The organism is Komagataeibacter rhaeticus, from assembly GCF_011611525.1.
GTDB lineage: Bacteria > Pseudomonadota > Alphaproteobacteria > Acetobacterales > Acetobacteraceae > Komagataeibacter > Komagataeibacter rhaeticus.
In genome coordinates, this window is record NZ_CP050139.1 from 999,899 (window position 1) to 1,024,536 (window position 24,638).

Annotated in this window: 19 protein-coding genes; 8 read left to right on the forward strand and 11 right to left on the reverse strand. The window is 54.7% G+C overall.

The genetic code is table 11. The features are described from left to right. Nucleotides 1–65: 65 nt before the first annotated feature. The 10 genes from GWK63_RS04705 to GWK63_RS04750 form a co-directional block, all read right to left on the reverse strand. A complete protein-coding gene (locus tag GWK63_RS04705; protein ID WP_157132979.1) occupies nt 66–1,355 on the reverse strand; it encodes an aminotransferase class III-fold pyridoxal phosphate-dependent enzyme in 1,290 nt (429 codons plus the stop codon). Nucleotides 1,356–1,402: 47 nt separating this feature from the next. Continuing rightward, nucleotides 1,403–2,548, reverse strand: a complete 1,146-nt coding sequence (locus GWK63_RS04710; RefSeq protein WP_050800618.1) for a methanobactin export MATE transporter MbnM — start codon at nt 2,546–2,548, stop codon at nt 1,403–1,405. Nucleotides 2,549–2,579: 31 nt separating this feature from the next. Next, nucleotides 2,580–3,485 (reverse strand): MbnP family copper-binding protein, encoded by a 906-nt coding sequence (locus tag GWK63_RS04715; RefSeq protein ID WP_157132976.1) that lies wholly within the window; start codon nt 3,483–3,485, stop codon nt 2,580–2,582. Beyond that, on the reverse strand, nt 3,482–4,036 hold the full coding sequence (mbnC, locus tag GWK63_RS04720; protein ID WP_166498133.1) for a methanobactin biosynthesis protein MbnC: 555 nt from the start codon (nt 4,034–4,036) through the stop codon (nt 3,482–3,484). The genes GWK63_RS04715 and mbnC overlap by 4 nt, the downstream gene beginning before the upstream one ends. Before the next feature lie 7 nt (nt 4,037–4,043). Next, nucleotides 4,044–4,865 carry a methanobactin biosynthesis protein MbnB gene (gene mbnB / locus GWK63_RS04725; protein ID WP_010517450.1) on the reverse strand — a complete coding sequence of 274 codons (822 nt, stop codon included), beginning with the start codon at nt 4,863–4,865 and terminating at the stop codon, nt 4,044–4,046. 54 nt (nt 4,866–4,919) lie between these two features. After that, complete coding sequence (mbnA, locus tag GWK63_RS17460) at nt 4,920–5,018, reverse strand: methanobactin (RefSeq protein WP_074448733.1); 99 nt, start codon at nt 5,016–5,018, stop codon at nt 4,920–4,922. Nucleotides 5,019–5,143: 125 nt separating this feature from the next. Beyond that, the gene (locus tag GWK63_RS04735; protein ID WP_082770917.1) at nt 5,144–7,324 is read right to left on the reverse strand and encodes a TonB-dependent receptor domain-containing protein; all 2,181 of its coding nucleotides are present in this window, start codon (nt 7,322–7,324) and stop codon (nt 5,144–5,146) included. A gap of 145 nt (nt 7,325–7,469) precedes the next feature. Beyond that, nucleotides 7,470–7,961, reverse strand: a complete 492-nt coding sequence (locus GWK63_RS04740; RefSeq protein WP_029329788.1) for a DUF2946 family protein — start codon at nt 7,959–7,961, stop codon at nt 7,470–7,472. A gap of 358 nt (nt 7,962–8,319) precedes the next feature. Continuing rightward, entirely contained in the window at nt 8,320–9,489 is a 1,170-nt protein-coding gene (locus tag GWK63_RS04745) for a site-specific integrase (protein ID WP_034931190.1), read from the reverse strand. Between the two features lie 966 nt (nt 9,490–10,455). Continuing rightward, the gene (locus GWK63_RS04750; RefSeq protein WP_112209923.1) at nt 10,456–11,076 is read right to left on the reverse strand and encodes a sterol desaturase family protein; all 621 of its coding nucleotides are present in this window, start codon (nt 11,074–11,076) and stop codon (nt 10,456–10,458) included. 367 nt (nt 11,077–11,443) lie between these two features. On the opposite strand from GWK63_RS04750, the gene GWK63_RS04755 reads away from it, so the two are divergent. Beyond that, a complete protein-coding gene (locus GWK63_RS04755; RefSeq protein ID WP_166498081.1) occupies nt 11,444–12,043 on the forward strand; it encodes a transposase in 600 nt (199 codons plus the stop codon). Beyond that, nucleotides 12,040–12,885 carry an IS21-like element helper ATPase IstB gene (gene istB / locus GWK63_RS04760; RefSeq protein ID WP_007396167.1) on the forward strand — a complete coding sequence of 282 codons (846 nt, stop codon included), beginning with the start codon at nt 12,040–12,042 and terminating at the stop codon, nt 12,883–12,885. Before GWK63_RS04755 ends, istB begins: the two co-directional genes overlap by 4 nt. A 113-nt stretch (nt 12,886–12,998) precedes the next feature. Here istB and GWK63_RS17200 read toward each other — a convergent pair whose 3' ends face one another. Next, a complete protein-coding gene (locus GWK63_RS17200) occupies nt 12,999–13,460 on the reverse strand; it encodes a hypothetical protein (protein WP_223846633.1) in 462 nt (153 codons plus the stop codon). Between GWK63_RS17200 and GWK63_RS04765 the strand changes: the two genes are divergently transcribed. From GWK63_RS04765 to GWK63_RS04790, 6 genes are all read left to right on the forward strand, one after another. Then, complete coding sequence (locus GWK63_RS04765) at nt 13,461–14,816, forward strand: capsular polysaccharide export protein, LipB/KpsS family (RefSeq protein WP_223846634.1); 1,356 nt, start codon at nt 13,461–13,463, stop codon at nt 14,814–14,816. It begins immediately after the preceding gene. A gap of 1 nt (nt 14,817) precedes the next feature. Further along, complete coding sequence (locus GWK63_RS04770; protein ID WP_039999787.1) at nt 14,818–16,113, forward strand: capsule biosynthesis protein; 1,296 nt, start codon at nt 14,818–14,820, stop codon at nt 16,111–16,113. A gap of 42 nt (nt 16,114–16,155) precedes the next feature. Continuing rightward, nucleotides 16,156–17,403 (forward strand): glycosyltransferase family 4 protein, encoded by a 1,248-nt coding sequence (locus tag GWK63_RS04775; RefSeq protein ID WP_007399953.1) that lies wholly within the window; start codon nt 16,156–16,158, stop codon nt 17,401–17,403. Between the two features lie 680 nt (nt 17,404–18,083). Beyond that, nucleotides 18,084–22,610, forward strand: a complete 4,527-nt coding sequence (gene bcsA / locus GWK63_RS04780) for a UDP-forming cellulose synthase catalytic subunit (protein WP_039999867.1) — start codon at nt 18,084–18,086, stop codon at nt 22,608–22,610. A gap of 114 nt (nt 22,611–22,724) precedes the next feature. Then, the gene (locus tag GWK63_RS04785; RefSeq protein ID WP_007399956.1) at nt 22,725–23,393 is read left to right on the forward strand and encodes an SGNH/GDSL hydrolase family protein; all 669 of its coding nucleotides are present in this window, start codon (nt 22,725–22,727) and stop codon (nt 23,391–23,393) included. A gap of 87 nt (nt 23,394–23,480) precedes the next feature. Next, nucleotides 23,481–24,638, forward strand: a complete 1,158-nt coding sequence (locus GWK63_RS04790; RefSeq protein ID WP_039999788.1) for an acyltransferase family protein — start codon at nt 23,481–23,483, stop codon at nt 24,636–24,638.

Consider the following 24,638-nt stretch of genomic DNA (forward strand, 5'->3'; position numbering starts at 1 on the left):
AAAGACAAATATTTTCAGAGAAAAAAGTCTCTTATTGACCAACGAAAAGGATACCTTCGACGCAGCTATGCTGTTGAAAACAGAATAGTATTGAAAGCTTTCGTCATGCGTTGCTCAAGCTCATCAATGTCTTTTTTAGAAATAATGAGAGGTGGTGCTAAAATTATGCTATCGTGTGAGATTCTTATCAGGACGCCGTGTTCCATACATGCTTTCACAACTGACCGTTTGATGTCTCTCTTCTCATCATTTCGGAAATCAAGCTCCCTGTAGCTACGGAATCCGACTTCAATCGCGCTTAATAATCCGATTGTCCGTGTGGATCGGACCAGTTCGTGTGCCGCAAGTTTCGAAATCATCTTTATCCAATGTTCTGAAATATCCCGCACATGATCTACTATTCTTTCATCCTCATAGATTTTTAGCGTTTCAAGGGCGACGGCAGCGGCAACAGGATGTGCGTGATATGTGCCGCCATGATGAAACCCATGGTGCATAATCGAGCAGTCCACCAATGCGGAGTGAAAATCATCATTCATGACGACCGCCGAAATCGGTTGATAGGCCGCTGAAAGCCCCTTCGATGCGACGAGGCAGTCGGGCGTCTGGTTGACGGTCTGGCTTCCCCACATCTTTCCGGTTCGACCGAAGCCCGTCACGATTTCATCGAAATAAAGAGGAATATCGCGCATCGACAAGACGTTGCGGATTGCTTCAAAATATCCTTCCGGCGCTGGGTACATGCCGCCAGCAATCGAGACTGGCTCGCAGAGGAAGGCCGCGATATTTTCGGCACCCGTGTGATCTATCAGTTCTGCCAGTTCCAGCGCCAGGCGATGTGCATAATCTTCTTCTGTTTCTCCAGCCAACGCGTCACGTGGCCAGCGGGGTTGCGCAGCATACAGAATATCGTCACCCGTCAGATCGAATGAATTGATAATGCTTTCGATCCCGCCAAGTCTCGTGGCAAATATCGTCGATCCATGGTAGCTCCCCCGACGCGTGATTATTTTATGCCGTTTTGGATTTCGTTGTTTATTGATATACCAAGTCGTTTTAATGAGAGTTTCGATAGCTTCCGATCCGGTTGTGGCGAAAAGAACGTGAGCGTCCGGTATCGGCGCTGCCGCGCTGAGCGCGTCCGCAAGCGCGTGGACGACAGGGACCGTCCGGTTTAGCGCGGTGGGATAGACTGGCAGCTCTCGCATCTGGCGTGTGGCGGCTTCGATCAGGCGTTCATTATGAAAGCCGAGCGTAGCGCAAAACAGTGCCGACACCGCGTCGATATAGTCTTTACCCGAAGAATCGAAGACGAAGACACCAGATCCAGATACCATATCGACGCCTGATGACATGGCGGAGTTGCTAAGATGCGATAAGCCGTACACCAGTCGCGAAGTCATCATTGTGCGCCTTTACCAGAGGGAGAGGCTGAGGGCAGAGCCAAAGGGCAGGTCTTTCCCGGATCTGAGAACGCCGGGTTGGTGAGGAAGCTCTGATCCGTCAGGGAGTTCAGGAAGGCGATCACGTCCGCGATCTCCGCCTCGCTGATATCGAACGGCTCTATGAACTGGTCGCGCAACGGGTTCTCTCCGTGTGGCCCTGTCGCCGACCGACCTCCCTTCGAGTAATGTGCTGCCAGCACGTCGTGCAGCGTGGCGATGGAGCCATCATGCATATAGGGACCCGTCAGAGCGACGTTGCGCAGGCTTTCCGTGCGGAATTTCCCCTCGTCCTCGGCATTGCCTGTCACTGTCCGCAGCCCGTGATCACTGGCAGGATAGGCCCCCTTGCCGTCCTCGTTATACAAGCCGGTATTGTGAAAGCCTGTTTCTGGAAAGGGCATGTTAGCCGCGCGGATATTGTCGGTCAGATTCAGGCCATTATGGCAATGCGAACATTCGAGCTTCTCGCCGAAGAAGAGCGCCTCGCCTCGTTGCGCGGCCGGGGACAGCGCCGTCTTGTCGCCATGCAGCGAGTGGTCGTAGGGACTGTCGAAGGACAGCAGCGTGCGCTCGAAGGATGCAATCGCCTTCGTGACCGTGGAGAGTGTGATCGCGCCCTTCGCCTCGGGGAAGGCGACACGGAACAGGCGCGCATAGCAGGGATCATCCGAGAGCCGGGCAAACAGCGCCTTTTCCTGGCCGCCCATGCCCAGCTCGACCGGTTGGTCGCTGAACATCGGGATCAGCATCTGCTTTTCCAGAGTGGTGAGCTGTGGATTGGCCCAGGTGTAGCTCGGCAGATAGGCTACGTTCGCCAGTGGCATCGGCGTGCGTAGTCCCGGCTCGCCATGCGCGCCTACATGCGTCGGGACACCAGAGGCAAAGCCCAGTTTCTGGAGATGGCACGACGCGCAGGCGAGCGTCCCATTCTCCGATAGCCGTTTGTCATAAAACAGCCGCCGCCCCAGTGCGACCTTCTCTGCCCTCATCGGATTGTCGGACGGGACGACTGGCGCAGGCGCCCAGGAGGGGATGTCCCAATGCCACGTCGTGGGCCGGGTTGCGGCCGATAGAAGCAGCGCCCCCCCACCCAGAAGGGCCATCTGGAGAACTTTGCGAAATAACGTGCGCATCTTATCGACCCCGAAATACCGACTGAGCCGGCGGAGAGGTCTCTGATCCGAATGGCAGGCCGAACTCACGGAACACACCTGCGCAATCCTTGTCGTCCGGTCCAGACATGCAACCTGGCGCACTATTAATCTGGTTGGTGCTGACATTACTCAGAGCGAGCAGTCGACTTATGTCGAGCTTCACGGTCTGATGCGCCGGATCGAACTCCGGCAGCGTGACCGTGACGAGGTTCGGGGCCGTGCACGCGCCCTTCGGCGCCTCGACCGCGCTGGCGGACTCACAGCCGGTGCTCCCGATATGGACAGGGAAGCCGTGCGGTCGCGCTTTGTCGCCAGGCTTCGGAATCATCGTGATGTCGAGCGTGAAAAAACGATATCCTGACTGCCAGGTCCAGAACATGCTCGTCATGTTCAGTGGTGGCTGTGCAATCGTAGGATCGCCGTGATTGGCGGCCATAGGCAGCCCAACGGTGAAGCGCAGGCCGGTGAAATGGCCTTGCGGCCAAACAAAACTGATAGCCGAGTTCGGCGACGGAGTCGTATCGCTGCATGGAATATTGCGATCGATCAGGTCGATCAGCGCTATCCCGTCACGCTGCCAGAGGCCGGACGGCCCTGGCTTGACCAGCACCGCACGGCCGTCCTTCGTGAGCAGCGCCACATCGTGGATGTAGAAGCGTAGATCGTTGATGCGGACCGTATTGTCGCTTGTCCCCACCGGGCTTATGGTTCTAGCACAACTTACCGGCTGGTTTCCGAATGCCGCCTGGAAAGTAAGGCGCCCGAGCTTTGGTGCTGCGTGGGCTTCGTTTGAAGAAAAGGCCGGGAAAATAAATAGACCCATCCCAATGAATAACAAAAAAAAATTTATTCTATACACTGACGGCGCATAGGTCAAATTGCTCACAGTATGCGGCTCCATCCAGGGAATACAGAAATTTTGTTATCAAAAATAAGGAAATACGACGGAATATCATCTTCCGGGCTTAAATCCGCACCAATTTCAATTTCTTGAATTTCTCGTTGCAGATCTACCGCACGGCACTTCCAGCCGACAGTCCAGTTTTGTTTGATACCGCGGTAAATGGCGATGCCTAGTGCTTCTGTGCGATCAGATATGGCCCACCGAGCAGCTGCAGCTCCCGCCAATTCCGATAGAATGATTTCGGAATTAGAACTATTCAGCATCTCATTTTCTTGCAACCAAATGATAACCCAGAGGTGTAATGGCCAACCAAAACAAATTTTTCGCTCAGAACCCCACCTCATAAAGGGCCGAAAAATATTGAATCCGTCTTGATCACCAGAAAAATCCAGTAGGGATGGACATGGATCATAAAGAGCATGCCAATAACCGCGCCACGCAATATCTAATCGCACCAACGCGCGCCTGTTGTCAGAAAACAAAGAAAACTGATCTGGGCGCGACATAAAGTCTATGACATCGATATCACGCAAATATTTTCTATGATTGTTCATTGTATACACTCTGGTTTTTCGATTTCAAGCGAAGGCTGTTTAAATCTTCCACTATAAGGTCGTAATCAAAATTTCCGTCTCGTTCGTAAGTAATTGTAGTATTTTCACGAAAAAACAGATCAGCATAACGATCTATGAAGATCTCCGTTTCTGATGAAATCTGCTCCGAATGTGAATCAATTAAAATATTATTATCGCTTGGTGCTGGAGTGTATCCTGCAACATGATAGTGTAGCGTTTTCGATATTACATTCTTCCAGTCGTCTATGTCTGCGCCCGTATTCCTAGAGGCACAAACAGCATTGGATATATCAAACAACACATTACATTCAGTTTTCTTTGATATATGCTCGAAGAAAGTTGGAGCTTCATAAGAACCGTCGAGCAGTGAAGGATAATTCTCTAAATATAGAGTATGACCAAGCATATCCTGCCATCGCCGAATTTTATCAAAATATATTGACCCTATTGCATAATTTATTTCGGCGAGTTGATAAAAATTAGTTCCGTTATGCTCGAAAAGTGCGATATGATCGGAAATATAAAGTGGCTGAAACGCCTCAGACATTTGCGTTATTCTGCTTGATATATACTTTAATTCTTCCTCACCTCGCTCCAAAAAACGGGATTGCATAATATGGAATGCGACAGGGCAAGGAAATTTCTTTGCAATTTCTGTTGGATTGAGATGTAAAAAATTGTCGATCAGGAGTTCGACGTAATCTATATGTCCCTCGTCAATAAGGGACATAATAGATGAGTAAGATTGGCCGCCAGTGAAATTTATGCCAATAGAACCGTTACACATCGTATACCTCCTAGGGCGAGACTGGCGCGGAAAGGCGCCAGTCTCTGTATTGTTTTAAGCGTTATAACCGCAGACACCCGAACCACACTGCAGTCCGGCCCGGACAGGTACAGAAATTTGTTTGGTTTTAAGTATAGTTATAGTAATAGCCATTTCATACCTCCAGTAACCACAATAGACATTCTATGCGGCGTCTAATTATACATAAAAACAGGAAATAAATCAATGGAATTACGTGTAATAATTTGATTTATTTCAGAATAACCTCCTGGCGATTGTCAAAATCTATATGATAGATCAAAGCGAAAGCTGCGACCTACTTCAGGAAAATCAACGTTTGTGGAAGCCATTTTATACATACTGTATTCCTTGTCGAATAAGTTGGTAACAGCAAAATTAATTCGCCAAGGCTTGCGAGGAGGTGCCCAGGTTGCGAGTATGTCGTGCACCATATAGCCGGGACGCCGACGAATAATAGTTGCATCGTAGTTCTGAGCGTCTACGGCCATGAGGCTGTACATTAAAGTCAGTCCGATGTTCGGAAAACGGTAACGCATATCAGCGGCAACTTTATCTGGAGGCGAGTACAACCCAGCACCGGTCCGAGCGTTTGTGACTCTTATGTGGCTGAAGCTCAGATCAAACCCCCAGTTTCCTATGTCGTAATTACTATGTAGCTCAATACCGTAACGTGTGGCGTGTCCAACGTTCTGATATTGATAAATGGGTCTGTTTTTCCCATATTTTCCATTAAAACGCCCGATAGCAACTTCTTGAATGAGATTGGTTACGTCTTCGTAAAAACCTGTAGCGCGGACGCTCGCACGATCGTGCTCGCTAAACAGTGCGCTCTTTGTATAAGTAAATCCGCCTTCGTATGTTTTGGCAGATTCGGGTTTTAGATTTTTGTTAGAAACAAAATTTGCGAACCATTGATTGCCTGTCAAATCCATGTCGCTTTGCGCTGGGGTGGGAGCATTATAAGCTTTCCCCCAACTGAGATATATCATCCATTCGCGTGTTGGTTGCCACGATAATGTTATTTTTGGAAGAATAGCACCGTTTGAGCTATTTGAGAGACCTTTCCCGTGTTCAGGAAAGGTATTGTATCTATCGTAACGCAAGCTAGGGGAAAGAGTGACATGGTGGCGAAATTTTATTTCATCTTGCCCGTAAACCCCATATACCTGCTGTTGTGCGTTGGGTGTATTTGAACCAGATGTGGTGTACGTATAAAAATCGCGGTAGTAATTTACGCCTCCAGTAAATTTATGTCTTCCAAACAATCCGAAATTACGAAAGTATGATTTTTGTAAGTCGAAACCATAGGTCTCAAGGACAGTGGACCCGCCATTAGAGTCCATGCTGTTCGGCACCTGCTTTGAGGCCATTTTCGTTCTGTAAAGGGTCAGCCTTCCATCTTCCTCGCCTTGCTCGTTACGTGTTGTGAGGTGCAATGTTGACTCGTCCTGTCGGACATTTTGCTCTTGGCAGGTAGAACAGTGGTAAGTGGAAGGACCTTTTTGTGGCACTGAAGATCTATAGTTTTCATCAAGATAAAATTGCTGACCAAAATCTATTCTAATTCGGTCATTGATGTCATATCCAAGTTTAAGTAGTGCGCTGTGGCTTTGCCCGTCATTGGGTGAAAGTCTCTCGCCGCCCCCTAATCGTATCGAGTTGAAGGTTTGCCCAGAATAAGCAAGAAGCGCATCGAACTTGCCCCATTTTCCGTATATTTTTGCTGATCCCTTCCCATTTCCGTTGGCGCTTTGATAGCCGCCATCAATTTCTCCGCCCAAGCCTTGACCCGGTTTCAGAAGGGACTTTGCGTCAATAGTCTTAATTGACATAACTCCGCCGAGACCACCTGTTCCATAAAGAGTGGACGCTGATCCGGCGACAACTTCTACACTCTGGATAAAGGCGGGATCGATATAAAGCGGCGCTTCAATCCCTTGGGAATCCCAATTACGCCGTGCGCCATCGACCATCAAAATGATCTCGCGTCCCGCAAACCCACGGATTTGGGGAACCTGACCTTCCATACGCGCCGTGCCGACCATATCGACATCAGGCAAGCGATTGAGGGCATCTGAAATCGTGGAAGATTGCCTCATTTGGATGTCCTGACGTGTTATCAGGCTGACCGAGGCGGGAACGTCCTGGATCTGCTGTGGCGTTCGCGTGGCTGTGACAACGAGCCGCTCAGCTGCGTTGCTGGATATAGGGACGGCTGCTCCTGTTTTTACGTGAGCGCCGAGTTGTTTTGACGTGTTTCGTGATGACTGTTCCGGAGTTTTTTTAATCGCCGCCTGCCTGGTTGATGCGGCACTCTCACGCTCTTTTCCGGGCAGTTCATTGGCATGCGCCGCGAAGGACGGGATAAGAAAAATTGCGGCGGCAGAAAGTAAGTGCGCGCGATGGAACGTGTGTGCGCAAACATGTGTCGAAGACATGGAAGCTGATCCTGAGCTGAGAATATCGTTCAGCCAGCAGGACGGTCATTGTCTTTTTCGTCATTAGTTTATGACGTCAGCGACGCACTATGCGTTAAGTGAACGCGTACGGTCGATGAATGACAGCTTAAACGGCCTGCGGGCGCTAGAAGACCGCAGACACAGGGGGGCCACAGGAGAAAGGAACACCAAGTGTGATGACAGGTGGAGCACGGGGGTTAACGATGTTGACGTGGCGTTGCCAACGAATAAACGCCAGTGCCAGCAAGATCACGAGAGCTGTGAACAGGAATACTGGCAGGTGCAGGAGGGGGCATAACGGACAGCTTCCATCGTGATGAGAAGGATGCCCGGACATGTGGTCGTGGTCGCCCTCATTGTCGGCTGACACAGCCTGCGTCACATTGTCCATTGTCATGCCAGGCATATCCGCACAGACGGAGTGCTTATGTGGCGTGTGATAAAGATGTGGAGCGATATCAATGCCTGTCAGGCGCAGGATGGTAGCACGAGGCATTTCTCCCGGCATTGCCTGACTCTGGATCAGGAGTTGCCCCAGAAAGCCCATGAGCGTGAACGCGACCAGAAACCAGCGGCTCAATGAAGAGCGGGGCGCAGGATGTATGGCATGGGCCATCTTTTGAAAACATATGCTCCTGTCACGGTAGACTTTTTATAAAATCCATTATGGTTGCGAGCCTGTCAACCCGATATTGCACACACATGGCAGGCATTCCTACCAGGATGCTTGAAGAGCCCATTTTGGCTTGGCGGCGGCTTTGTTTCGCAAATACGTGGAAGATCGCCGAAGTTCACATCCACGTTGCTACTTTTAACCGCTTCACAACGCTCGGAACCTCAATCACTTAGGCGGTCGTATAACAAAAAACATAAGAGCGTTCAGCACGACCAATCAGTGAATTGTGCAACAAAGCCGAATATATTTTTAGGTATTTTTAAAAATAGTTCTGTGAGGCAGGGCATAATTGACGTGTTCAGATGTTGCTCTCGCTGCCTCCTGAAACAAGTGCCGTAAAAATTTTCAAATCGATCCCTTTGACTGCACGCTGGATTGGTTCTTTCTTGAGGTGAGCATAACGTGCGGTCGATTTGAGATCGCGATGACCCAGCAGTTTCCCGATCATGACCAGATCCTCGCCGAGTTCCAGCGCATCGGATGCAAAGGAATGGCGGAGATCGTGAATGCGGACATCATGCAGCCCGGCTTCCTTTCGGATGCGCCGCCACGGCTTCTCCAGATCGGTCAGGTGACCACCGTCTTTCCGTCCCGTGATGACATAGGGATTGCCCTCAACCCGCGTGATGTCTCCAAGCAAGCCGATCGCACTCTCGCCCAACTGAACCGTGCGGGCACCATTTTTGCTGTCAGGTAATCTGATTATCCCTTCGTCCAGAAAAACATATTCCCATTTCAGACGTTGGATTTCCCGCAGGCGGCAACCGGTTAAAAGCAGGAGTTGGAACGCGTTGACGGCTTCCGGCATTGCGGAACGGCCGTCGTCGAGTGCTTTGCCAAGACGCTGATGTTCTTCTGTTGTGAGGTAGCGCTCGCGCTTCTGCTCCTTATAGCGTTTCACGCCCCTGCATGGATTGACGTTGTCTGTCCGCACACCCCAGAGGATTGCCAGAGAGAACATTTTCGACAGCACACCCAGAGTCCGGTTCGCCTGATACGGGATATGGCGATAGGCGTGGTGGAATGCGACCACATCCGAGTGGGTCAGGGTGGCCACCATCCGGCTGCCAATTTTTTTTATAATGAACAGGTCAATCGCGCGTTGATATTCGGCTTGTGTGGTTGATTTCAGATGCGTCTTTACATGCCGTTCAATGAAAGTCTTGCAGAACTGACTGATTGTGGGGGAGGTCCGCTCTTCGCCGCGTTCGGTGTTTGGGTCGTTGCCGTCTTTCACACGAGCGAGGATTTTAATCGCTTCATCGCGTGCTTTGTCTGCCGTCCAGGGACCATGATGGCCGATCGTATAACGTCGGAACCGGCCATTGGCTCGATAATGAACCACGTAGCTCATCCGACCCGAAGGCCAGACCCGCAGGGCGAAGCCGGCGACCTGATCGTCCCAGACGATGTAGTCCTTCTCAGCAGGCTGGAGGGTGGCGATTATGCGCTTTGATATCCGGGGCATGGCTGCCTCCACAGGATGCGTATAGGATGCAAATGGGATTGAAACGTCAGCGTGAGTAAGCGTAGACAGAAGAGCCAAAATGAACGACTTATTCAATTAAAATAATAGGATAGTAGTGGTTCTTCGGGATGCGTCGGGGAATTTCGTGGCAGGGCGTAGCTCTTGCCTACAAACTCATAACCTGAAGGCCGCAGGTTCAAATCCTGCCCCCGCAACCAAGCCGAACATACTGATATCTAACAAAAAATGCCGCCCACAGAGGCGGCTTTTTTGCGTCCTGAATTCCACCGTAGGAAACACATGGGAAACACGCGGAAAGGAGACTTTTTTCGGGTCTGAAAGTCACTATGGGAAACATAGAAAGGGTCAATCATGCGGCGTAGAGACTGATCAGAGTGTGCCCACTCTGCCCGGTTTCCTGCTCCAGCGGCAGCCTATGCCTGTTTGATACAGATAGGATGAATGGTTTTTACGGACTGTCCACCCCACCCAGACGGTACTGCTGCATGCCTGCTCTCTCTCTGAAAAGCAAAGGAAACATCAAGAATTGGGTGGAAGTACACGCATTCTGGAACCGTATGCTGGCTGACGATACATTTTGGCGCACTTCTGCCATCTGTATCGGGAACAGAAATATATGTCTTTCCCAATACCTGTTGTGGCATCTCCAGACTGGCGCCAGATTTGGCATTGGATAATTTGTTAAGAGACTGTTTGAAAAATTAGGCCGGAAAACATCCAGCAATCATAAAGAAGTTTTTGGTGAAGCTTTTTTCAAAAAGCTTCGAAAAACGCCGCCTTTTTGAAAAAAGGCAGCACCCAAAAACTTTTATTATTTTTTATCAATGACTTGTTTTCAAACAGTCTCTAAGTTTCTTTTGCGGAACGTGTGGTCAGGATCTATGGCAAAAGCCCTGATGCCTTCATATTGGCATATTCTGTCAGGACTTTTATAAAATATGGTTACTATTTCTGTTTTGAACTTGTTTTAAATATACCATCAATAAATATGCCAGTAATGGCATAGTTGGCATCATGATCTTTATAATGATGCTTGATGTGATGCACCTTCAGTTTCTTTAGCCATTTTGATTTCATGGGGAACTGATGGCATGAATAATGAATGATGTCGTAGCCAATATAACCGCATATGAAACCTGCGGCAGCAGCGCTACCATTGCCTTTTCCCATGAACCAGACACAGCCTGTCCATATGACCGCAGCCAGGGGCAGGGACACGCTTAACGGCATGAGATTGCGCAGTGGATGATTCGGCTGTTCATGGTGGTTGCCGTGAATCAGGAAGACCATGGACTTCACGAACGTCGATGTGCCCTTCAGGTGGAAGAGGAAACGGTGGAGCAGATACTCCATCGGAAACCAGATAACCCACCCGATCAGGAAACAGATCACGAAAGCCGTTACCGAGGACGCATGGCTGAATGCATAGAGCAGGGCAATAAACAGGATCATACCCCATACGACAAGAAATATGGGGAAGGACAGCAGTGTCATGCATTCAAAAACAGGATTTTTGAATAACCGGATCGGCATATCATCGGTTTCATTTCTGCCTACCCGACGCATGTAAGACATCCTTGAAGTTGAATTGTGGTAATTGTCCTGCGCCTTTTTTACTATTGGCGGCTTCCGTGAAGATGCCAAATTTTCTATCATAAATTTTCGGCACAACCTACCATGCAGTTCGTCTCTCTGCCCCGGAAAGACGCACTGCTTCTTAATACACGATTATCCGAAACGCCAGCCAAATGCTTCTGTCACACCCCGGTCTGTTCCTGTTCGCAGCATGTGTGAGTGCTGGTTGTAATCTCCCCAAATGTGCTGGTTGAAAATTCCCCAGTTTGAGGACTGTGCGTGATCGTCATGGGGGCATGCCCCCATGACGATCACGCGGCACATTTATCCCTGCTGATGCCAAAGGAAGGGCGAGCAGGTGATAGGACTCAGGGAGGTCGTTTTGATCCAGGAACTCAAAAGACAGGGGCTCAGCATCAGCGCCATCGCGCGCCAGACAGGGCTCGATCGCAAGACAGTGAAGAAGTATCTGGCCAATGGGCTGGAGACTCCAGCCTATGCACCGCGTAAACCGGTGGCCAGCGCAGCAGAACCTTATCGAACCTATCTGTTGGAGCGGATGGCAAGTTATCCCGGACTGCCCCATCTGCATCCATTGCCTGCCCTGCGCTACGATGCTGTTCTGAGCGTCGAGCGGCGGATCAGCCGCGAGGGGATGGTGGCGGTGGCCGGCAATTATTACAGTGTGCCTGACACTGCCCGCCGTCGCGTGGTCGAGATCCAGCACCATACACATGAAGTCCTGATCTTCGAGGAAGGGAAACTCATCGCCCGGCATCCCGTGCTGGAAGGCAAAAACCGTAAGCGGATCGAGCCAGGCCACCGCAAGGCCCCACCGGTTCAACACGCCGAGATGTTGCCGACGACACCGGCGGTGCCGATCCTCCAGCGTCCTCTGGCTTTCTACGGCGCGGTGGGTGAACGCCTGGCCAACATCAATGCCAAAGGGACCGCATGATGTCTGTCACCGAACGCATCCGACAAAGCCTGCTGGCTCTCCATATGGCACGCGCCCTCGAAACGCTTGATCACACGCTGGGCAGGCTGGAAAAGGGCGAGATCAGCGCCATCGAGGCCATCGACGATCTGCTGGCCGAAGAACTGAACCTGCGCGAGGGACGGCGCATCAGCGTAGCACTGCGCACCGCCCGCCTCATGCCGATCAAAACTATCGAGAGCTTCGACTTCTCGTTCCAGCCTTCACTCGACAGGCATCGCATCACCGCGCTGGCCCAGCTCGAGTTCATCAATCGGGCCGAGGTGTTGCATTTTCTGGGCCCGCCAGGCACCGGAAAATCCCATCTGGCCACAGCCATCGGCGTGGCCGCCGTCAGGGCCGGACGCAGCGTCTATCGCTGCTCTCTGGCAGAACTGCTCGAGGCGCTCACCAGAGCCGAACGCGAGGGGCGTCTGGCCGAGAAAATTCGCTTCTACACGCGGGCTTCGCTGCTGATCGTCGATGAAATTGGCTACCTGCCAATCACGCCAGGTGGTGCCAACCTCTTCTTCCAGCTGGTCAATGCCCGCTACGAAAAGGGAGCGATGATCCTGACCTCCAATCGCGGTTTTGCCGAGTGGGGCGAGGTCTTCGGCGACCCGGTCGTCGCCACCGCGCTGCTCGACCGGCTACTTCACCATGCTGTCGTCGTCCACATCGAAGGTGCCAGCTATCGCCTGCGCCAGCATGCCGATCTGATCCCCGAGCATACACGGGCCCACGCCAATCTGATGCCACCGGCAGCGCCAAAGCGCCGCGGTAGGCCCCCAAAGCATGGAGCTATCGATCACCTCAATGGCTGATCACCATATCCGTGCTGGGGAATTTTCCGACAGCACATGTGGGGAATTTTGAAACAGCATTTACAGCATGATCTGATCAAGGGCAGGGCAATACCATTTTCCTTGCCAGAGGTCTATCTGGCCTGTGGAAAAAGATACGGAAATGCATTAGGAGACGTCCCAGATGTTGAGAGGAACATGGATTGGCCTGCCATAGCCTGTTTCGTTGCCCCCCGTTTCGTGAGACGAAGCCCGTCCGCCTTGCCGTTCCATCCGGTCGTTCCCTTTGTGTTGGCACAGACGAAAAAATTGCCTGGCTGCGCCATGAAATCGTAACCCGGCGGGTGGGGGGCACATTCTGGGCACCAGCCCGGCATCCCGGTCGTTCCTTTCCCGTTCTTGTCTGCTGTTCCGGCATGCAGGGTACAACATCCCAGCCCCTCGTACAGTTGCTTCAGCGTGTGCTTGGGCAGCATGACAAAACTGATATCCTGCTCTTTTATCCTTTTCGGCATGGCCGGGTTGCCCGATTTGCAAGGCAGCATCGGATCCGCCACGTCTGTACTCCATGTGATCCACATGATCTGCTGGATCATGTGGGACAGGTCCATGAACTGGGCAATGGAGATATAGGGACGCTGGCCAGCCTGCGCGGCCTGCCTGTGTGGCGTTATGCGCTGCCGCAGCAGGGTGGGACAGACCATCGGGAACCGACCCCGCTTGATGGCGATACGGTTCTGCATGGATTACTGTCAGACTGGCATTATATTAATCCATTCGATAAACGTTTTACTGATATCAATAATATTATAGAAATTCTGACGCTGTGGCGTAAGATCATTGATGAAAACCGCCATATCGGGGCATGCGTCGGGATGTCATGGTGGAAGCGTGGCAGAATAGCGGATTTTCTGACGATCCCCCCAACCAGCCCGCGATTTGTCCGTTCGGCTGCTCGGGCACTGCGGTTGTGCCGGGAGCGTGGCGCATCAGTCGCGATGTGGGCGACGCGTGTGCCGCCGGGACTGGAGGAAAAGGCAGCGAAAGAAAACATTCCTATCTGGCGGGTGGAAGACGGGTTTGTAAGATCTGTTGGCTTGGGAAGTGGCCTGCAGGTTCCCGCATCCATTATTCTTGATAAAAGGGGGATCTATTACGATCCGGCCGGGCCCAGCGACCTTGAGCATATCCTGGCAACGGCCCGGTTCGACCCGCAACTGCGCCAGCGTGCCCGTCATCTTGGTCATTACCTGGTTCATAAAGGCATTACAAAATACGGCAGGGCCGACCAGGCCGGGATTGCCGGGTGGGACAGCGGTGGGCGCCGTACCATCCTGGTGCCGGGTCAGGTCAGTGATGATCAGTCCGTGCTGCGTGGCGGTGGCCGAATTCGTGGTAATCTGGAACTGCTGCGGGCGGTGCGCCGTCATAATCCGGACGCCTTCATCATTTACCGCCCGCATCCCGATGTGACTTCAGGCTACCGCTCTGGTGCGTTGAACGATAAGGACGTATTGTCCTGTGCGGACCATGTCAGTTATGGCGGTTCGATAACCGCCCTGATGGAACGCGTTGACGAAATCCATACCCTGACGTCGCTTGCGGGGTTTGAGGGCCTGTTGCGGGGGATCAGGGTCGTGACCTACGGGGGCCCGTTTTATGCAGGCTGGGGTCTGACGACGGATATGGGAGACGTGCCATGGTCCAGACGCGGACGCATGTTGCATATTGAAGAGCTTGTCGCCGGTGCCTTAATTCTTTACCCACGTTACCTTGATCCGTTGACCCGGTTACCTTGTGAGGCCGAGATCCTTGTCAATCGCTTCGAAGATCCGGCCTTGTGGCGTCCAACCCCGCTCATGCAGGTCAAGACGGCCTATGGAAGGACGAAGGTAATGTTGTTGCATCGTATCAGTCAGGGCGCATGGGCCAGCAGGAGCCAAAGCAAGTAATATGGTACAGGATATGCAGGTTCCTGCAGGCGGTCCCCGCAGGTTTCTTCTGTTGCAGGGGCTTATGGGGCCTTTTTTCCGCCGGGTCGGCATTGCCCTGCGCAAGACCGGATACGAAGTTTACAAGATCAACTTCAATGGGGGGGACCAGCTGTTCTGGCGCCTGCCCAACGGGCTGGACTTTACCGGGTCCAGCGCGCAGTGGCCGGACTTCGTGCGCAGGGTCATTCGTGAGCACGGCATTACGGATGTCATGCTGTTTGGTGACTGCCGCCCCCTGCATCGCGTGGCGATCGGCATCTGTCATGAAATGCATGTGCGGGTCTATGTATTCGAGGAAGGCTATATCCGGCCTGACTGGGTGACGCTGGAACTGGATGGGGTGAACGGGCATTCTCACCTGCCGCGTGACCCGGAATGGTATGTACACCGTGCGGCGCTGTTGCCGCCGCTGGGGCCGCATTCCTACGTGCCTTCTTCGTTCCGTCGGCGGGCACTGGAGGCCGTGGCCTATAATGCGGCGGATATCCTGACCCGGTGGTATTTCCGGCACTGGAATGATTACCGCCCCTGGCATCCGTGGATAGAAGGTATTGGCTGGCTCAAACGCCTCCGGAACCGTGACGCCGCCCAGGTGCGGACCGATGCCATCATGGCCGAGGTCAGGGAAAAGGCGCTGCCCTATATGCTTTTTCCACTCCAGCTTGATGCGGATGCGCAGATCAGGCTGCATTCCGAATTCAAGGGGAATGAAGGGGCCATTGACTATGTCCTTCAGTCCTTTGCACGGCATGCGCCAGCTGATCTGTACCTGCTGGTCAAGGAACATCCACTGGACAATGGCGTAAAGGACTGGCGCAGGCTGGTCATGCGCATTGCCCGCAAATACGGCATTCAGGATCGTGTCCGTTATCTGGAATGTGGGGATATTGCCGTACTGGTACGCGCGGCGCGCGGGGTCGTGACCATCAACAGCACGACGGGCACGCTTGCACTGGCATCCGGCGTGCCGATCATTACGCTGGGGCAGGCGATTTATGATATTCCCGGTATTACCTATCAGGGAAGCCTGAATGACTTCTGGTGCAATCCACCGCCGCCGGATGAAGAGATATTCAATGCTTTCCGCAGGGTACTGATTGATCGTTGCCTGATTGAAGGGGGCTTCTTCTCCGAGCAGGGGCTGGACCTGCTGGTACGCGGCACGTTGCAGCGCATCCAGTCGCCTGCCCGTTCGGATGACGGGTCAAGCTTTGTTACCTCCCATCTGGAACGCCTGCAGGTTGTAAGGCGGTAGGCAATACCGTTGCCCACAAGACATAATAGGAATGCCAGCGGTATGTCGGTGCATATCTTCATGGATCTGTCACGTCTGATCGCGCGGGCCGGCGTGCCTGTGCCCACAGGCATAGACCGGGTCGAATATGAGTATGCCCGCCATCTTCTGGAACATGAGGCGCACCGGACGCATTTTGTCGCGTTTCATCCCGTCGGCCGGATTGGCGAGATACCGTTTGAAGAGGCCCGGGATTTTGTGGGACGGACCGGTCGTGCCTGGGACGGCGCGCGCGAACTCTGTTCCGGCCTGCGCTGGCAGGGGCGGCGCCTGATATGGCAGGCGCTGAAGGCGGCGGACAGGGGGCAGGGTGTTTCCTCTCCCGCCATGTACCTTAATGTGTCGCATCATCACCTGACGCGCCCGCGCAGCATCGGGAATTTCCTGGTTCGTTACAATGCGCTTTTCATTGCCATGGTGCATGATCTCATTCCCATGGAATTTCCGGAATACGGTCGACCGGGGGAAGCGGAAAAGCATCTTGTCCGGATGCGGACGGTCGCACGCCTGGGGGCCGGGGCCATTGTGCCGTCACATGCCGTTGGCCGATCGCTGGCGCCATATCTGCGGCACAGTCCGGCCAGGGAGCATGTGGCGGTTGTGCCGCACGGCGTGCATCTGGGGGAGACCGTTCCGGAAAAAGGTGCGTTCCAGAAGGATCTGATGCAGAAGGGGCGCCCCTATTTTGTCTGTCTGGGTACGATTGAGCCGCGCAAGAACCACCTGCTGCTCCTGCATATCTGGCGCAGCATGGCAGAGGAAATGGGCGCGCAGGTGCCGCATCTGGTTGTTGTGGGCAAGCGCGGCTGGGAAAATGAAAATGTGGTTGATATGCTGGAGCGCTGTCCGGCATTGCGTGGCTGCGTTCATGAATGCCAGGGCCTGACCGATCCGGAAGTCGCGGCCCTGCTGCAGGACTGTGCGGCTCTTGTGTTCCCATCCTTCAGTGAAGGGTTTGGCCTGCCCCTGGCCGAGGCGCTTGTACTGGGTGTGCCGGTCATATGTAGCGACATTCCGGTTTTTCATGAATTTGCCGGAAGTGACGTTACCTATATCGATCCAACCGATGGGCCTGCGTGGATGCGTGCAATCCGTGATGCCAGCAGGGGAAAGGCCCCTGCTACCGCATCAGGGGGGAGCGATTTCAGGGCGCCCGATCTGTTTCAGTGGCCGGAGCAGGTCGGCAAGGGAATACAGGCGGCGGATTCCATCATTGAAAAATATCGACGTAATGGCCTGATACCTGCGTAAAACGCATCGGCACGTTTTTTTATCAAAATAGATTTTGATATTACATGTATTCCATAGAAACATGTTTATCATTTCGAACTCAAAACAAATAGATAAGAGAAAATATTTAAAAATCAATACCATATTATAAATAAAAATAATGCAAATAATACTGTAATTTTAAAAACGTATACAAATATACAAATATTATAAATATAAAATTTAATAATATTATTCCGCATAAATATATAATTTCACTTGTAATTACAAATATATAATATGTTTATACCAAATCATAAAATTAAATAACTTAAAAATATTTCTTTTTATTTATTTATATATAATCATATATATCTGGTATTGCAGCGTTAAGATATGTGAAAAATATATTAAATCCCCATTTTTTATTTCTTGACAATCGTTTGCCATAAAACTAACAACTGGGCTTCTATGAAAAATTAAGTCAATAATATGACTGAAAAGTGGCGATCCGCATGGTTTTACGTCAGGTCAGGTGATCAGGTACCTGTTTTTGTGCAGGGATTTCGGCTTGTGCCGTTTTGCGGCGGGCATCTGGGGGGGGCTGCACGCTGCTCTTCGTGCGGATGTGTGGTTCTACGCAGGGCGGGTATCGCATTCTTGGGTTTTAGGCAGATCTGACGGTATGCATGGCGCAGTTTGTGGATAAAATTACCAGATTCATGGAGCAGGCGGCTACCGGCAGGGTGCCTTCATGGGTGCCGATCGTGATCGGTGTCGTCATGATGAGCTTTGTGGGTTCGGTTGCATTGCTGCCGGACATGCAGGGGCTGATTTCAATCGGGACGGTCCTGCTGCTGCTTGTGCTGAACCGGTTCAAGGGGCGCGGCATCACCATATTCCTCATGATGCTCTCGCTGCTGGTGTCCATGCGTTACGTGGTCTGGCGGCTGACATCGACGATCGAGTTCCATGGGTGGATACAGTCCGCCCTGTCCATCCTGCTGCTCCTGGCCGAGGTCTATGCCCTGTCCACCCTGTGCCTGAGCTATTTCCAGATGGCCTGGCCGCTGGGGCGCAAGGAGCATCCCCTGCCCGAGGATACGTCCTCGTGGCCACATGTGGACATATATGTTCCATCATATAACGAGGAACTGTCCCTGGTCCGCTCGACCGTGCTGGGCGCGCTGAAGCTTGACTGGCCAGAGGACAAGCTTCACGTCTACATCCTTGATGACGGGCGCCGGGTCGCCTTTCGTGACTTTGCGCTGGAAGCGGGGGCGGGCTACATCATCCGCTCGCAAAACAACCATGCGAAAGCAGGCAACCTCAATCATGCGCTGAAGATTACCGATGGCCAGTTCGCCGTGATCTTCGACTGCGATCATGTGCCCACGCGCGGCTTCCTGAAAAGAACCATCGGCTGGATGATCGCCGATCCCAAGCTTGCCCTGCTGCAGACCCCGCACCATTTCTATGCGCCCGACCCGTTCCAGCGCAATCTTGTAGCGGGTGCCCATGTCCCCCCCGAAGGGAACATGTTCTATGGTCTGGTGCAGGATGGCAATGATTTCTGGGACGCAACATTCTTCTGCGGTTCCTGCGCGGTCATCCGCCGCTCCGCTGTTCTGGGCATTGGCGGCTTTGCAACCGAGACGGTGACGGAAGACGCGCATACCGCGCTCAAGATGCAGCGCAGGGGCTGGCGGACCGCCTACCTGCGTGAACCGCTGGCCGGCGGGCTTGCGACCGAACGGCTGATCCTGCATATCGGCCAGCGCGTGCGCTGGGCGCGTGGCATGCTGCAGATCATGCGGGTGGACAATCCCCTGCTGGGGCGCGGCCTGCGGTGGGAGCAGCGGCTGTGTTACCTGTCCGCTATGTCGCACTTCCTGTTCGCCATTCCGCGCGTGACCTTCCTTGTCTCGCCGCTGGCGTACCTGTTCCTGGGGCAGAATATCATCGCGGCCTCGCCACTGGCCATCAGTGTCTATGCGCTGCCGCACATCTTCCATTCCATCCTGACCCTGTCGCGTATTGAAAGCCGCTGGCGGTATTCATTCTGGAGCGAGATCTACGAAACCTCGCTTGCCCTTTTCCTGGTCAGGATCACCATCGTCACGCTGCTGCAGCCTCACAAGGGGACCTTTAACGTGACGGACAAGGGCGGCCTGCTGGAAAAAAGCTATTTTGACGTGGGGGCCGTCTATCCCAACGTCATCCTTGCGGTCATCCTGTTCGCCGCATTCCTGCGGGGCATATTCGGCATTGTATGGCAGTTCCATGACCGCCTGGCCCTGCAGTCCTTCGCGCTCAATACGCTGTGGGTGGTCATAAGCCTGATCATCGTGCTGGCTTCCATCGCGGTCGGGCGTGAAACACGCCAGACCCGTGCCGCCCCGCGCATTGCCGTGGCCCTGCCGGTCAGGATAACCGACATGGAAGGCCGGAGTTTTGCCGGACATACCCGCGATATCTCGCTGGGTGGACTGGGGGTTGACCTGCACTGGCCCGCGGATGTCGCACGGCCCGACAGGGTCATGATGGAATATGTAAACGAGCGGGACGGGATCCATGCCACCGTGCCCGCAACGGTCCTGGCCCTGGATGAACGTTCCATGCGGCTGCAATGGGAACGCCGCGATCTGGAAGATGAAAGCCAGATCGTGGACATGGTCTTTGGCCGGAATGATGCCTGGGCGAACTGGGCCGATTTCGAGCCCGATCGCCCCCTGCGCAGCATTGCCATGGTGCTCAGGAGTATTGGTGGCCTTTTTAAATGGCAGGCGCGTGAGATCCCACGCCATGTGGCGGATGACGAAGAGGCCAAGGCGCCTGTCGTGGAAGCAAAACTGGAGAAACAAAGCCTCGTGCTGAAACCTGTTCGACGCAGTGCCCGGAATGGTGCTGCCGCATCCGCTGTCCTTCTGGTGGCTCTTGCCGCCCTCAGCCCGGTCGCGATGGCGCAGGTGCAGCCCGCCGCATCCGCTTCCGTGCCGGACCAGACGGGCGTCAGCGCCGAAACCCCGTTCGGGGACAGCAATACCGGGACCGTGCCGGACATGATTCCGGTTATCGATCAGGCGGCGGCGGACCGGATCAGTGATTCGGAAGTGACCCGCACCCTGTCCTTCCGCAATCTGGGGGCCACGTCAGGCCCGCTGACGCTGCGTGGCTATTCCCCCCTGCAGGGGCTGGATGTGATCGTGCCCGCCAACAGGGTGGTCACGCATGCGCGGCTGTCCATTTCCGGCGCCCTTTCGCCCTCCCTGCTGCCGGAAGCCAGCGCGGTTACGGTCACGCTGAACGAGCAGTATATCGGCACGATCAAGGTCGATCCCGAACACCCGCAGTTCGGGCCGCTGACATTCGATATCGACCCGCTGTATTTCACGGGCGACAACAAGCTCAATTTCCGTTTTGCGGGCGAATACCGGCGTGACTGTAATGATCTCTTCAACGAGATCCTGTGGGCGCGTATCTCCGATATGTCACAGATCACGCTCACGACTGTCCGCATCGCCCCCGAACGCAAGCTGTCGCGGCTGCCCGCGCCGTTTTTCGATCCCAACCTGCGTTCGACCCTGCGGGTACCGGTCGTGCTGCCCGATACGAATTCGAAAAGCAGCCTGAAGGCGGCGGGACTGGTTGCTTCGTGGTTTGGCAAGATTGCCGATTTCCGCAAGCTGTCCTTTCCGGTCTTTACCGCCATCCCGGCATCGGGCAATGCGGTGGAGGTGGGTGAAAACCTGCCCGTTGACGAGACGGGCACCCGGCCACGTGGCCCCATGCTGGCGGAAATCGCCAATCCCAACGACCGCTGGGGCACCATCCTGGTCGTGACCGGGCGCAATGCGCAGGAAGTGGAAGCGGCCGCGCGTTCCCTGGTCTTTTCGGCCGATACACTGGGCGGGGTTGCCGCCAAGGTGGTTGATGACGTGTCGCTGGAGGCGCGCCAGCCCTATGACGCGCCCGCTTTTGTCCCGACCGACCGGCTTGTGCGTTTTGGTGAACTGGTCGGGGCCGCCGACCTGCAGGGCGGCGGTTTCACACCCGCCGGCATGACGCTGCCCTTCCACCTGCCGCCCGATCTCTATACCTGGCGTGGCCGGCCCTTTCTGATGGACATGTGGATCCGTGCGCCCGGTGGCCCCGTGGTCGATCTGGAGACATCCCGCGTTGATGTCAGTCTCAACAACAACTATCTGCAAAGCTATACGCTTTCGCCGCCGGGGCTATGGCAGCGGTGGTCGCAGCGGCTGGTGAACCTTCATGCCGGGGCGGTGGGACATACTACGGCACTGCCCACCTGGCTGCTGTTTGGCCAGAACCAGCTGCTGTTCAATTTTGACGCCCGGCCGATCGACCGCGGGGCCTGCCGCCGCACCCCCGGTGACATCCGCATGAGCGTGGATTCCGATTCAACGCTTGATTTCCGCCGCGGCTACCATTTTGCCGAACTGCCCAACCTGTCCTATTTCGCCGAGGCGGCATTTCCCTTCTCCCGCATGGCCGACCTGTCCGAAACGACGGTGGTCCTGCCATCCCATGTCGATGCCGGGACGGCGGGCGCCTTTCTGGACCTGATGGGTTTCTTCGGGGCCTCGACGTGGTACCCGGCCGCCGGTGTGCAGATCATGACGGCAGACCAGGTGGGCGCCGCGCAGCCCGGGGGCGATATCGTGGTGCTGGGCACGGCGGAACAGCTGGGCAGCGCGACGAGCCTGCTGTCGCGCTCTCCTTACGTCATCCGGGACGGCCGCATCCAGGTTGGCGAACATATGGGCCTGCAGGGCATCTGGTACCTGTTCCAGGACCGTGACCACGCGGGGCTGAAGAACGGTGTGACCGCCAGGCTGAATGCCCCGATCGTCGAGGCGGGGCTCATGCTGGCGGCCCAGTCCCCCTATGACCATGCGCGTTCCGTCGTGGCCTTCACCGGTGATACGCCGGAGCGGATTCACGATCTGGTCCTCAGCCTTCGCAACAAGACGGACCTGCCGTCGCTGCAGGGGGATCTGGTCATCAAGAATGGCAACCAGTTCACCAGCTACCGCACGGCGCCGACCTACACGGTGGGGTCCCTGCCGCTATGGGTGCGGGCGGACTGGTATCTCAGCCATCATCCCCTTGCGCTTTACCTGACCGGCCTTGCCGGGGCCGCGCTTACGGCGCTGGGTGTATGGGGCTGGTTGCGGCGCCTGTCGCGCAGGCGTATCGAGAATGAGGAACTGGCCGGGGAACAGTAACCGTTCCCCCTGCAGGAGGTAGTAAATGTTGAATGAAATCAATGTTGTCATCGAGTCTATTGGCGCATAGTCCTGGATTTTCAAAAGACGAATTATATTGTTTGGAAATGATCGATGAATGCTCTTCTTGCTGGCCTGACACTTCTGATTATCGGTGATAGTCACGTAACCTTCAAAGACACCCTGCTTTCGGTCCTGCCTGATGAATTTACCAGGCAGGGCGCAAGGGTCGTGACCTATGGTGTGTGTTCCTCCACCGCGGCGGACTGGGTTGTGCCTAATCCCAATAACGGATGCGGGGCGGCCGAACGCATCGGCACCGCCCCGATCGGCGCGCCCGACATGAAACCTGCCTCGCCGCCGCCGGTGGCCGAACTGATTGCGAAATGGCACCCCGACGCGGTCATGGTCATCCTGGGGGATACCATGGCCGCCTATGGGCAGGGCGCGGTCTCGAAAGACTGGGTGGACGAGCAGGTCAAGTCCCTGACCTATACGATTGGCAGGACCGCGTGCATCTGGGTCGGGCCGACCTGGGGGCAGTTCAGCCCGCGTTATGGCAAGACCGACCAGCGCGCGATGGAAATGGCAAGCTTCCTGAAGGGGGAAGTGGCGCCATGCACCTATATCGATGGCACGGCGCTGCTCAGGCAGGGAAGCGTCAGTACCACCGATGGCATTCACGCGACACCGGAAAGCTACCGGGTCTGGGGCAATGCCATCGTGCAGGCAGCGCTGCCGGAACTGGAGAAGCTGAAGTCTCCCGCCGCGGCGGGACAGTAGGGACCGCTCACGCCACGGCACTGTCCCTGACATGTCGCGGGATGTTCCCATCTTGCCGGATACGGACGCATACGTGGAAATTTGTTGATGCTGCAAGTAAATGACGCCGCCCCCGCCAGCAGATGGCGGGACATGTTCGGGAAGGACTTCTTTCCCCAAAACCGTCGGCGCGATATCGACGGGCTGCGTGGTCTTGCCGTTGCCCTTGTTGTCCTGTTCCATGCGGGCTGGCTGAAGGGGGGCTTTGTCGGGGTTGACGTCTTTGTCGTGATCTCGGGCTATTTCATGGGCCGTTCGGCGCTCATGCAGCATCCGTTCCAGCCAATGCGCTTTGTCTGCCGCAGGCTTTACCGCCTGCTTCCCGCGCTGCTGTGCATGATCGCGCTGGTCTCGGCCGGCATGCTGTGGTGGGTGCTGCAGAGTGACCGGGCCGATATCGCCGATAACGGCGCCTATGCCCTGGTCTACCTGTCCAATATCTGGGCATCGGGGCATGTCGGCTATTTCCAGGGGCAGAGCATTGCCTACCCCTTCCTGCATACATGGTCGCTTTCGCTGGAAATGCAGTTCTATGCCATCATCTTCTTGATGGCCCTGCTGCTGCCGCTGTCACGGCACCGCAGGCTGGTACTGTCGGGCATCTGCGTGGCGTCGTTTGCCTTTTGCATCAGCTGCGACATCCGGGGGGATACGCAGGCCTATTACAACATCTTTGCCCGGCTGTGGCAGTTCTCGCTTGGCACGATGATCTGGATGTTCCCGCGCCCCCGACTGTCGACGGTGGCGGCGAATACCATCCATGCCGGGGCCGTTGGGGTGATTGTGGGCGCGGCCCTGTTCTATACGCTCCGCTTTGCCTGTCCGTCCTGCATGGCGGTTTTTCCCTGTGTGGCCGTTGCGGCCATCATCATGCTGCCCCAGACGCAGGCGGGCAGGCTGTGCCTGGTGCCGCTTTCCCCGCTGGGGGTCATTTCCTACTCGGTCTATCTTTGGCACTGGCCGGGTATTGTGGTGGCAAACTACCTTCTGTTCTTTCAGGTGCATGGTCTGGTCATGGCGGCGGTTCTGGGCATCGTGCTCGTGGTCAGCCTGTTCAGTTACCTGCTGGTGGAACGTACCGGCCTGGATTACGAGGACAGGGTCGTCTCCGCCGTCCGCAACCGTGGGGCGGCCCTGCTGGTGGGGTCATGCATGGTGTTGGCCATGGTCCTGTTCTACGTCTCCCGTGTGTCCCGTGTTCATTAG